Source organism: Sulfitobacter sp. SK025, assembly GCF_003352105.1.
GTDB classification, from domain to species: domain Bacteria; phylum Pseudomonadota; class Alphaproteobacteria; order Rhodobacterales; family Rhodobacteraceae; genus Sulfitobacter; species Sulfitobacter pontiacus.
Window position 1 is genome coordinate 96,193 of the sequence record NZ_CP025811.1, and the last position, 12,033, is coordinate 108,225.

Sequence of the window (12,033 nt, forward strand, 5' to 3'; positions counted from 1 at the left end):
AATTTTTGATGTCACTCCTGGACAGGTATCACGTGCTTGTACACAACGTATCTGCCGCGTTTGGGTACGACTACAGCGATGCGACGCCAGACTGGGTTCACCCGTTCATTCATCTGATACTGGTCTTGGCACCCGCGCTGCTGATCACTGTCGGCTCATATCTTGCTATTCGCGGCATTCTCAAGCTTTGGAAGCGCCGTCACACCCCTACGTTCCACCCCGAACCCATACGGGGGCTTGAAGGCAGTCTTTTCAGCACGGTCCTGCGCTACTCCAGAAGGCAGCAGGCATTGATGATTGTCGTCAGCCTCATCGCGATGCCTATTCTATATTTGACCCTCGAACTGCCAAAGCAGATCGTCAACAACGCTTTGGATTCTGATCGTTTCCCCGTTGCCGTTTTGGGGCGAGACGTCGATCAGGTCGTTTTCCTAATGCTTCTCTGTGGTCTCTACCTTTTGGCGATCATCCTGAATGGGCTAAACAAATATGGCCTTAACGTGTTCAAGGGATATGTAGCTGAGCGTTTTCTGCGGCGCTTCCGGCTGCTGGTCTATCGGCAATGGCGCAGCGATCCCGACTCCCGAAACCAGAGCGAAATCGTCCCTATTCTCGCACAGGAAGTTGAGCCCATAGGTGGCTTCGCGGCAAATGTCCTCACGCTGCCAATCCTACAAGGTGGTACACTGTTGACGATCCTGTTTTTCATGTTCGTTCAGGACCCTGTGTTGGGTGCCGCCGCACTGACGGTGCTGCCAATCCAGCTCGTGCTGCTGCCCAAGCTACAGCGGCGTGTCAACGCCCTTTCACGTACAAGAATCAAGGAAGTCCGACAGCTCGGCAGACAGCTCAGCGAACAGTTGCATGAACGGCAGGTCAATCCGACCGGACTGCTACCGGCCGGAGCGAGTTTTAGAGAGCTTGAGCACGTCCGCAGGAAAATTTTCCGCCTGAAGTTCTTCATCAAGGCCCTCAACAATTTTCTTACCGCGCTGACCCCATTCCTGTTCTACTCATTGGGAGGATATTTCGTCATCGAAGGGCGTATTACACTCGGTGCCCTGGTGGCCGTCCTGGCCGCACACAAAGACTTCTCGGCACCGCTTAAAGAACTCTTCAATTACTATCAGACGCTGGAAGACACGCGGATCCGGTACCAGGAAATCACGACCTTTTTCAACAAATCGATCCAGCAATCCGCAATTGTTCAAGCAGACAACACCTTGCCGCAAGAGGTCAGTCAATTCGAGCAAGCCCCACTGAGATACCCGGCTTCGTCTCTTAAAAGGCAGAGGGCCATCGCAACATCATGAAAGAGTTTGATAGTATGAAATGGGCAGCGATATTTTTCGCTCTGGTCGCCGTCGCTGCAGCAGTATGGTTCATTGTGCAACCGAGCCACACTCGGACGGGCGTCCAGAGGGAGGAGGGCATCGCGCTTTCCGCGGGTGCTCTCGCTACTGTCAAGCTACCAAACAGTTTCACAGAGCAGGAGCAAATCGGCGCAAGCGCTTATGATGCGGTCTGTTCCGCTTGTCACGGTCGAAACGCGCAGGGTCAAGATGGCGTCGCTCCTCCGCTTGTTCACAAGATCTATGAACCCAGCCACCACGGCGACATGGCGTTTGTCCTCGCAGCGCAGAATGGAGTTCGGGCGCACCACTGGGAATTTGACAACATGCCAGCGGTTGAAGGCGTGACGCGCTCAGACATCCTTGCTATCGTGGCGTACATTCGAGCTTTGCAGCGGGCCAACGGAATTGACTAGGCACTTTCGTCGGTCAAAAGAAGGGGAGTTCGCGCACGGTCAATCAGCATTTGGTTTGCCACAGAAAAACAATAACGGTGGGAAAATTCTGTTCATGAGTAAATGTTCTGCTGCATCGACTCTGATCCTTGGTGCATTGCTCGCTTCGTCCACCGCATCATACGCGGAGGAAACCGGATTATTCAGATTGACCGACCGCGGATCACCGGTTGGCATCAATGCGCGCGAACCATCACTCGCACCCTTGTCGGATGGCAGGGTTTTACTGAGCTGGACCGAAGAAAGCGGAACCGAAGCGGAAGTTCGCATGGCCATCCTCAACGGCAGTGAGTGGTCGGACGTCCGCACAATTAATGTATCGTCAAAGACTTACATCAACTGGGCCGACTTCCCTTCGGTAGTGGCGCTTGCTGGTGGCGGTTTGGCGGCACAATGGTTAGAGCTGAATGGACCGGGCGATTACCAATACGACGTCAAAATCGCTTTTTCCAAAGATGAAGGCAGAAGCTGGACTGACTCGATTGTCCCTCACGATGACAGGTCTCAACGTGAGCATGGTTTTGTTTCGTTGGTACCCGACCAATTTGGTGGATTGACGGCGCTGTGGCTGGATGGCCGGGAGTATGACAGTCAGACAGAAGGCGACAGCTTCGAAAATGCGATGCAGTTGCGCGCGCGGCAGATCAACTTTGACGGAACGATGCAGCCAGAAAGCCTGTTGGATGTGCGCACCTGTACCTGTTGCCAGACTTCTGCAGCGCGGACTGCATCAGGCGACATCGTGGCGGTCTATCGTGACAGAACCGCCGATGAAATTCGCGATATATCGGCTGTCCGGCAGGCCGACGGGGAGTGGACGGAGCCCGCCACGATCCATAACGACGGATGGGAAATCGCCGGATGCCCCGTCAATGGCCCGGCCATTGATACCATGGGCGACAGGATTTCCGTTATCTGGTTCACGGCAGCCGAGAACGAGCCGAAGGTTCGTATCGCCTTTTCGGACGATGGCGGTGCGCAGTTCGACGAACCGCTCCGCATTGACCTCGGCGCAGCCGCAGGTCGGGTGGACGTCCTGCAATTTGCAGATGGCAGCGCATTGGCGCTCTGGATCGAATATGTGGGAGGCGGTGAAGCGATCGTCATGTGCCACGTAACGCCAGATGCCGGATGTGTCGCGCCTCAGGCGCTCCACATAAATCGAGGCGGCGGATCGGTCGGTTTTCCGAGGATGGCGCTTGGCGGAACCGGGGCGTTTGTGGCCTGGACGCAACCAATCAGCGGCGCGGACGGCAGTACCACCATTCGCGTCGTTGAAGTCGCTCTGACGCCATAGGTTTCAAGCATTCATCTCGATTCCCAATGCCTCCTTAATGCTGTTGCCCTTATTCTGCGGCCTGCCCGAGGGCCAAATCAGGCGCTGTACCGGCCTTCTTGAAGCTCCAGCCTTTGATGATGGCATAAACCGCCGGAATGACGATCAGGGTTAGCAAGGTTGACGACACCATACCTCCGATCATCGGCACTGCGATGCGCTGCATGATCTCGGACCCGGTTCCATGCGCCCAGAGGATCGGCATTAGGCCGGCCATGATTGCGACAACTGTCATCATCTTGGGGCGAACGCGATCTACTGCACCCACCATGATCGCGGCGTAGAGTTCGTCGCGGGTCAGGTCGCGGCCGCCCGCGCGGTCACGCGCTTCATTCAACGCCTGATCGAGATAGATCAACATGATCACACCGGTTTCAGCCGCCACCCCGGCCAGCGCGATAAACCCGACGGCCACCGCAACCGACATGTTGAAGCCCATGAACCACATGAGCCAAATGCCGCCCACCAGCGCGAAGGGCAGCGACAGCATCACGATCAGCGTTTCCGTCAGACGGCGGAAGTTCAGGTAAAGCAGCAGAAAGATCAGCGCCAGCGTTAACGGCACAACTGTGGCCAGCCGCTGTTTCGCACGGTCAAGGTACTCGAACTGCCCGCTCCAGCCCAATGAATAGCCGGGTGGCAGGGTGACGGAAGCCGCGACCGCCGCCTGCGCTTCGGCCACGTAGCCACCGAGATCGCGTCCGACGATATCGACGAAGATATAGACGGCAAGCTGTCCGTTTTCGGTGCGGATCGACGTGGCTCCGCGAGTGCGTTCGATGGTGGCTACGTCCCCGAGTGGAATTGTGCCACCGCCCGGCAGCGCCACTTGAACCTCGCGTCCGATGGCCTCCGGATCGGACCTCAGTGTCGCCGGATAGCGCACTGCGACGTCGTAGCGCTCGCGGCCCTCGACGGTCTGCGTGATGGCCTTGGCCCCCAATGCCATGCCGATCACCTCCTGCACATCCTGCACCGACAGACCGTAGCGGCCAAGGGCAGCGCGGTCGGGCGTGATGTCCAGATAATAGCCGCCAATCACCCGTTCGGCATAGGCGCTGGTCGTTCCTGGCACCGTGCGCACGACGGCTTCGACCTCACGGGCTACCTTTTCCATCTCGGTCAGGCTGGTACCGAAGACCTTGATCCCCACTGGTGTGCGGATGCCGGTGGACAACATGTCGATTCGCGCCCGGATCGGCATCGTCCAGGCGTTCGACACGCCGGGAAATTGCAGCGCGGCATCCATTTCCTGCCGCAGGCTTTCGATGGTGACACCGGGACGCCATTCGTCTTCCGGGCGGAGCTGGATGATCGTCTCGAACATCTCCGTCGGTGCTGGATCGGTCGCAGTCAGCGCGCGGCCTGCCTTGCCGAAAACCGACAACACTTCGGGGAAGGTCTTGATGATGCGGTCCTGGGTCTGCATCAGCTCGGCGGCCTTGGTGACCGAAAGCCCGGGCAGCGTGGTCGGCATGTACATAAGCGTGCCCTCGTTCAGGACAGGCATGAATTCAGACCCCAGCTGGCGCGCGGGCCAGATGGTGATTACCAGTGCCGCAATGGCCACGATGATCGTAAGGCTCTTGGCCTTCAACACGGCGCTGATAATCGGGCGGTAGACCGCGATTAGCACGCGGTTTACCGGATTCCTGTGTTCAGAGATGATCCGACCCCGCACGAAAACCACCATCAACGCAGGCACCAGCGTCACCGACAGGAACGCTGCTGCCGCCATCGAGAAGGTTTTGGTGTAGGCGAGCGGGCCGAACATGCGTCCCTCCTGTCCTTCAAGCGAAAAGATTGGCAGAAACGAGACAGTGATGATCAGCAAGCTGAAGAACAGCGCGGGGCCGACCTCGCTTGCCGCTTCGATCAGCACCTGGATGCGTGGCTTGTCAGGGGCGGCCCGTTCGAGGTGTTTGTGCGCATTTTCGATCATCACGATGGCCGCGTCGATCATCGCGCCGATCGCGATGGCAATGCCGCCGAGGCTCATGATATTGGCCCCGATCCCGAGAAATTTCATTGCCGTGAAGGCCATGAGCAATCCGACAGGCAGCATGATGATCGCCACGAGGGCGGAGCGGACGTGCAACAGAAAAATGATCGTTACCCCCGCCACGACAAGGCTTTCTTCGAGCAGCGTTGTTTTCAACGTCTCGATTGCCGACAGGATCAGGTCGGACCTGTCATAGACCGGCACGATGTCGACTCCTTCCGGCAGGCTTTGGGCCACCACGTCCAGTTCTGCCTTGGCGTTTTCAATCACATCCAGCGCATTGGCACCCACCCGCTGAAGCACGATACCACTGGCGACCTCGCCCTCACCGTTCAACTCGGCGATGCCGCGGCGTTCGTTGGGGACGATTTCGATCCGTGCGACGTCCTTCAGGTTGATCGGCACCCCGCCAATGCTGCGCAGGGTGATGTTGCCGATATCCTCGGTCCCCGCCAGATAGCCGCGTCCGCGCACCATGAATTCGAACTCGGACAGCTCCACCGTGCGCCCGCCGGTGTCCATGTTGCTCTCGGAGATGGCCTTGCCGATATCAGACAGCGTGATCCCCTGCGCGCGCATCCGGACCGGGTCAACTGTGACCGAGTATTGCTTAACGAAGCCACCGACACTGGCCACTTCGGACACGCCGTCTGCACGGCTGGCCCCGAAACGCACTACCCAATCCTGCAACGACCGCAATTCAGCAAGGCTCAGGTTCTCGCCGGTGATCGCATATTGGTAGACCCAGCCCACCCCCGTCGCATCCGGACCAAGGGCTGGTGTCACCCCGTCCGGCAGGCGAGCCGCTGCGGCGTTGAGGTATTCCAGCACGCGCGACCGCGCCCAGTACGGGTCAACGCCGTCCTCGAAGATGATGTAGACAAAGGAAATGCCGAAGAACGAAAACCCGCGCACGACGCGGGATCGCGGCACCGTCAGCATGGCCGAGGTCAGCGGATAAGTGACCTGGTCCTCCACCACCTGAGGGGCCTGACCCGGGTAGTCGGTCAGCACGATCACCTGCACGTCCGACAGATCGGGAATAGCGTCGATCGGCAAGTTGCGCAGTGACCAGACCCCGGCGGCGATGATCAGGGCCGTGGCAAAGAACACCAGAACAAGGTTCCGGGCGGACCATTCGATGACACGCGCGATCATTCGCTTGCCTCCGGGGAGGCCAGCGCAGCCAGGGCGGCGTTCAGGTTGCTTTCCGCGTCGATCAGAAAGGTCGAGGTGGTGACGACCCGGTCGCCCTCGGCAATACCTTCGCGGATTTCCACCATTCCGGAGGCCTGTCGCCCCACGACCACATCCTGCGGCGCGAATTTACCCTCTCCCATGTCCCGGATCACCACCTGGCGATCGCCGGTGTCGATCACTGACGTTTCCGGCACTTGCACCACGGGCGCGCCGTCGCCCGTCGCCAAAGCCACATCAGCAAACATGTTGACCAGCAGGCGTCCCTCAGTATTGGGCAGATCGATGCGGACGCGTGCAGTTCGGGTCTGCATATCGACCTCAGGGTATATCTTGTCGATCAAGCCGCTGAAGGTTTCGCCCGGCAGGCCGGGAAAGGTGATCGTGGCCGCGTTTCCGTCCGCAAGGCCCATCAGAGCGGATTCCGGCACGTCCGCAAAGACCCAGACAACCGAGGTATCGGCAATACGAAACAGCGTTTCGCCAGCCTCGGACATCATGCCTTCGACGGCCATTCGTTCCAGAACCACGCCCGACCGCGGTGCCATCAGGCTGATTTGCACCGGCGCACGCCTGTCCGCCGCGATCTTGTCGATCACTGACACGGGAACTCCCAGGTTTGCCAGCCTTTGACGGCTGCCTTCCACGCGCCCTTCACCACTTCGCAGGTCCGAAACATACTGTGCGGCCGCCGAGACGATATCCGGAGAATAGAGCATCGCCAGCGGTTCGCCCGCTTCAACGATTGATCCGGTCGTTACATCCTCAACTTCTTCGATGAAAGCATCTGCACGCAATGAAATGACGCTTACCCGACGCTCATCCAGCGCGACGATCCCCGGCGCTCGCACCGTCATTGCCATGGGCTTGAGCACCGCAACTGACGTACGTACGCCGGTGCGCTGTAGTTTGCCGGGCGATACCGTCACCGATCCGGCATCTTTTGCCTCATCGGCAAAAACGGGAAGGTAGTCCATGCCCATGGAATCCTGCTTAGGCACCGGCGACGTATCGGGCAGGCCCATCGGATGCCGGTAGTAGAGAACGGTTCGTTCGCCAATTTTCGCCTCTAGGGGGTTGGGCGCCTCTGGGTCAAACGACACATCTTCGCTTGCCAGCACCGGCAGAAACGCCTCGCCATCGACGGTGTCGGTCGGCACCGCGGACCACTCGGCAAGACCGTCAGGGTGTCGATAGTAGATAATCGGGCCCATCGCCGATCGGATTTCGGCCGGCATCGCATCAGCTCTACGTCCCAAAAGTGCTGTGAGCTGCGTCTGCGCCACATCCGTCAGCATCGCAGGCGTCCAGCCTTTGCCGCCCGCCGCAAGGCCAACCCATCCAGCCGCGCTGCCAACGACGGCGATCAGCACCAGTTTGCCAAAGGCGCTCATGGCTGTACCTCGATCACGATCTGTGCCTGAACGGTTTCCATCTCGCCCTGCACCTTGGCCGCAACGGAAAAGCGCCAGTTTCCGTCCATCGTCAGATCGGCAGAGAAGCGATAGAGACCCTGCTCTTCGCCGGGTAACGCCAAGACCGGTGAAGTCATCGTCTCCATCCCGTCCGGCGCCATATCCAACCTTGTGGCAAAGATGACGGCGCCCTCCACGGGCGCATTGGTGCGGGTATCAATCAGACGAACTTCTAGAACCGCATCGTCTCCGAAGGCATAAGTCGTCTCGACAAGAACGAGAATGTAGTCAGATGCAGCGGCCTGTGCCACCGGCACGGAAAGCTGGGCTGCGACCACGAGGGCAGCAAGGGCGCTGTGAATATAACGGGGCATGATACGCCTGTATTGACGGGCAACGGGAACGCCGACCATCGTATCGACCTGGAACTGGTCTAAACGTTACATCGGCGCGCGGCTTTTGGTGCGACAAGCACCAGAACCGCTATGCCTTGGGCGGTCTTTGCAATCCGCCGTCCGCGTGTTGCAGGATCGCCGTCGCCTCGGTCCGCAAGAACCCGGCACGTCCGGAGCGAGGCAGGTTCGCCAGGATCACCCGTTCGAGCCCGGCCACGATCGGGACCACACGACATTGCGTCGTGGAAATGCAGGCAGCATCGCATTCCGGCATATCCGGACAATCACTCGGGCAGCAATCGCTCTGCATGGCCATTTCAGGCGCTGGGTCCACGCTTGAAATGGACGCGAAGGTGGTTTGCGCCAGAACAGCGCCAACCAACAGAGCAACCAGAAAAAGGCGCGTTTTGAATAACATGCAACATGCTATGCTGAAGTTCTCATAGATCAGCAATACACGTTTTGCTGAAGTAGAAGTATCGACCGTTTCCACGTTCAAAACGCGGATCGTCTAAAGCCCCAATCGTCGCAGTCTGAGCGCGTTCGCGATGACAGAGACCGAAGACAAGCTCATGGCGGCGGCGGCGAACATGGGCGACATCAGCAGGCCAAAGACGGGGTAAAGCACACCCGCAGCCAGGGGCACACCGAGCGTGTTGTAGGCAAAGGCCCAGAACAGGTTCTGGCGTATGTTGCGGATCGTCGCCACCGCCAGCGTCCGTGCCTTGACGATACCGTTTAAATCGCCGCGCAAGAGAGTGATGCCCGCGCTTTCCACTGCCACGTCCGCACCCGTGCCCATGGCAAGGCCGACATCCGCTGCGGCGAGGGCCGGCGCGTCGTTGACGCCATCTCCGGCCATTGCGACCTTCTTGCCATCGGCGTGCAGTTCGTCCACCAGCGCCTTCTTGTCTTCCGGCAGAACGCCGGCACGTACTTCGTCGATGCCAAGCCGCTGCGCCACGGCCCTTGCCGTGCGTTCGTTATCCCCCGTAGCCATGATAATCCGCAGGCCCGCCTCGTGCAGTTCCTTGATGGCCTCGGCCGTCGTTTCCTTGATCGGGTCGGCGACGGCGACGATGCCGGACAGTTTTCCTTCTATGGCCACGAACATGGCCGTCTTGCCTTCGCTGCGCAGAACATCTGCCGCCTGCTCGGCTGCGGAGGTGTCGAGGGACATGTCGCGCATCATCGCGGTGTTGCCAAGCGCGACGGCCCGGCCCGAGACGGTCCCGCTCACACCCTTGCCGGTCACCGCCTCGAAGTTTTCGGCATTGCCGACCTTGATGCCCTTTTGCTTCGCGCCTTCGACTATGGCCTCTGCCAGCGGGTGCTCCGAGCCTTTTTCCAGTGCCGCGGCCAGAGTCAGAATGGTTTCCTCGGTCTCTTCGCCCAGAGCGTTCACATCGGTCAGCTTCGGCTTGCCCTCGGTCAGGGTGCCGGTCTTGTCCACGATCAGCGTATCGACCTTGGCCATGCGTTCCAGCGCTTCGGCGTCCTTGATCAGGACACCCGCCTGCGCACCGCGACCTGCGGCCGTCGTGATCGAAATCGGGGTCGCCAGACCCAGAGCACAGGGGCAGGCGATGATCAGCACTGACACCGCCGAGGCGATGGCAAAGACGAGCGCCGGTTCGGGCCCGAAGCCGAGCCAAGCGGCGAAGGAAACGATGGCGACCACGACAACGGTAGGCACGAAATAGGAAGAAACCTTGTCCGCAAGCCCCTGGATCGGTGCACGGGATCGCCGCGCGTTGGAGACCATCTCTACGATCTGACTCAGCATCGTGTCGGCACCGACACGGGCGGCCTCTATGACAAGGGAGCCGTTCTTGTTGATCGTGCCGCCGGTGACCGTATCGCCGGGGCCTTTTTCGACCGGCAACGGTTCGCCAGTGATCATGCTCTCGTCGATGGAAGACGTGCCGTCAATGACCTTGGCGTCGACGGGGACCGCGTCGCCCGGGCGAACTCTCAGGCGATCGCCCTCGACGATGTTTTCCAGCGGTGCGTCGTATTCCGTGCCGTCGGGCAGAATGCGTCGCGCGGTTTTCGGCGCTAGATCGAGCAGCGCCCGGATGGCATCGCCGGTCCGTTCCCGCGCCCGCAATTCCAAAACCTGTCCGACGAAAATCAGAGTGATGATAACGACGGCGGCTTCAAAATAGGTACCGACTCCCGCGCCCATCCGGTAAGCCTCCGGAAACACGCCCGGAAGGAACGTCGCGACCAGCGAATAGATGTAGGCCGCGCCGACACCAATCGCGATCAGCGTCCACATGTTGGGCGAGCGGTTCACGATCGACGCCCATCCCCGCACGAAAAACGGCTTCGCTGCCCACAACACGATAGGCGTCGCCAGCAGGAACTCGATGTATGTCGCCAGCCGATGTCCGATCCAGTCCCGGACCGGCAAACCGACCAGCTCTCCCATAGTCAAGATAACCAAAGGAACGGCTGCGGCGGCACTGATCCACATCCGGCGGGTAAAGTCGGTCAGTTCTTCGCTGGGTTCATCCGACGGCACCATCGGTTCAAGCGCCATGCCGCAGATCGGACAGGCGCCGGGCTCGTCACGAACTATCTCGGGGTGCATTGGGCAGGTGTACTGAGTTCCGGCTTTCGGGGTCATGCTGTGATCCGATGCCGTACCTGAGGCATAGTAGATCGGATCGGCCTCGAACCTGGTCTGGCACTTATCGGAGCAGAAGTAGAAGGTTTCACCGTCATAATCCGCCTGACGGGCCTGCGGAGACATAGTGACGGACATGCCGCAAACTGGATCCTTGGCCTGATCGGATGACCGCTCTCGCGGGTGCGGTTCTGTTACCTGTATCATGCTCTAGCCCTCCAAAATGATGCCAACTCCTAAGATGGGGCTTCCAGCAACGGGAAGGTCAAGCTTGGATTGCTGATTAGCGAAGGAAAGCTGATTGATACTGTCATTAAATTACATAATAACTATTACCGGTCCAAAATCTTAGTGTTGCGATAGTATATTATCGTAGATATGCTGAGCCTAGTCACAGAGGGCCCTCAGCATGCGTCATCTATTTAAGAAGCTCCTCCCGTCGGTCGCAGTCGCTTTGACTGTGACAAGTTCTTTGCTGCCGATGCCCGCTCGCGCGCAGACATACCCGATCGATTGCGCGATCCTCTTGTGCTTGTCTGGCGGCTGGCCTGCTTCCGTTCCTTGCGCCCGAGCACGCGCCGAATTCATCCGACGAATTACGCCTTGGCCGGTGGAACCTCCGCTTCAAATCTGGCGCTGCCCTATGGGCGCTTCCTTTGAGACCGCTCCAGCACCAAACAGTTCAGACCGCATCTTTGAAGCGTTCTTCCAGTACAACAGCACTGGTCTGCGACAATCCTTTCCAGCGCGCGATACCGCTGACCCAATTGCGGCCGCTTGGCGCACCACAGAAGCCCCGGACTACCTTGTTCCCGCCGAGCAGGCCATCCGGCTCGTTCAAGATCGCGCGGACATCGATATCAGCGGACCTGAGTTCAACTTCGTGCAGTCCATTCGCGTCTTTGATGTCCGGTATGCGCGACAGCACGAATCCGGACGCGACGGCGATTGCAACCGTAGTGCCACCGTGGTCCTCGGCACATATGGAACGCAAGGTGACTTCGCCTGGCAGAGGTCCTCCATAACCGCCCTACCAGCCGCCCATGCCGGTCTCGAACGATGGGGCCAGAATTGCCCCAGTATCTATCATCAATCCGTTTTCGTCGACTGGCGTGACTACGAGGGCAACTACGGCTTTGAACAGGTGAACTACTGAACTTGCGCGAAATGGCTCGGACTGTAAGATTGGTTTCGCGGACATGTGCAATGCCACCTCGCGCGTTAGTCGTCGCAGTGCGGTTCGGCATTT

The 12,033-nt window shown here is 59.3% G+C and carries 9 protein-coding genes; 4 read left to right on the plus strand and 5 right to left on the minus strand.

All coding sequences use genetic code 11. The features are described 5' to 3' along the window. Positions 1 to 8: 8 nt before the first annotated feature. From C1J04_RS18040 to C1J04_RS18050, 3 genes are read left to right on the plus strand one after another with little or no spacing between them, the layout of a single operon-like run. Complete coding sequence (locus C1J04_RS18040) at positions 9 to 1,313, plus strand: ABC transporter transmembrane domain-containing protein (RefSeq protein WP_114865736.1); 1,305 nt, start codon at positions 9 to 11, stop codon at positions 1,311 to 1,313. Then, a complete protein-coding gene (locus tag C1J04_RS18045) occupies positions 1,310 to 1,768 on the plus strand; it encodes a c-type cytochrome (protein ID WP_231024351.1) in 459 nt (152 codons plus the stop codon). The genes C1J04_RS18040 and C1J04_RS18045 overlap by 4 nt, the downstream gene beginning before the upstream one ends. A 55-nt stretch (positions 1,769 to 1,823) precedes the next feature. Next, on the plus strand, positions 1,824 to 3,104 hold the full coding sequence (locus C1J04_RS18050; protein WP_254693889.1) for a sialidase family protein: 1,281 nt from the start codon (positions 1,824 to 1,826) through the stop codon (positions 3,102 to 3,104). 49 nt (positions 3,105 to 3,153) lie between these two features. On the opposite strand, the gene C1J04_RS18055 is transcribed toward C1J04_RS18050, so the two are convergent. The 5 genes from C1J04_RS18055 to C1J04_RS18075 form a co-directional block, all read right to left on the minus strand. Beyond that, on the minus strand, positions 3,154 to 6,303 hold the full coding sequence (locus C1J04_RS18055; RefSeq protein WP_114865737.1) for an efflux RND transporter permease subunit: 3,150 nt from the start codon (positions 6,301 to 6,303) through the stop codon (positions 3,154 to 3,156). After that, the gene (locus tag C1J04_RS18060; RefSeq protein ID WP_114865738.1) at positions 6,300 to 7,736 is read right to left on the minus strand and encodes an efflux RND transporter periplasmic adaptor subunit; all 1,437 of its coding nucleotides are present in this window, start codon (positions 7,734 to 7,736) and stop codon (positions 6,300 to 6,302) included. The genes C1J04_RS18055 and C1J04_RS18060 overlap by 4 nt, the downstream gene beginning before the upstream one ends. Next, on the minus strand, positions 7,733 to 8,131 hold the full coding sequence (locus C1J04_RS18065; protein WP_114865739.1) for a FixH family protein: 399 nt from the start codon (positions 8,129 to 8,131) through the stop codon (positions 7,733 to 7,735). Before C1J04_RS18065 ends, C1J04_RS18060 begins: the two co-directional genes overlap by 4 nt. A 109-nt stretch (positions 8,132 to 8,240) precedes the next feature. After that, a complete protein-coding gene (locus C1J04_RS18070; protein WP_162797852.1) occupies positions 8,241 to 8,645 on the minus strand; it encodes a hypothetical protein in 405 nt (134 codons plus the stop codon). Between the two features lie 18 nt (positions 8,646 to 8,663). After that, positions 8,664 to 10,922, minus strand: a complete 2,259-nt coding sequence (locus C1J04_RS18075; protein WP_254693890.1) for a heavy metal translocating P-type ATPase — start codon at positions 10,920 to 10,922, stop codon at positions 8,664 to 8,666. Positions 10,923 to 11,193: 271 nt separating this feature from the next. Between C1J04_RS18075 and C1J04_RS18080 the strand changes: the two genes are divergently transcribed. Further along, positions 11,194 to 11,940 (plus strand): hypothetical protein, encoded by a 747-nt coding sequence (locus C1J04_RS18080; RefSeq protein WP_254693891.1) that lies wholly within the window; start codon positions 11,194 to 11,196, stop codon positions 11,938 to 11,940. The last annotated feature ends 93 nt before the right edge of the window (positions 11,941 to 12,033 follow it).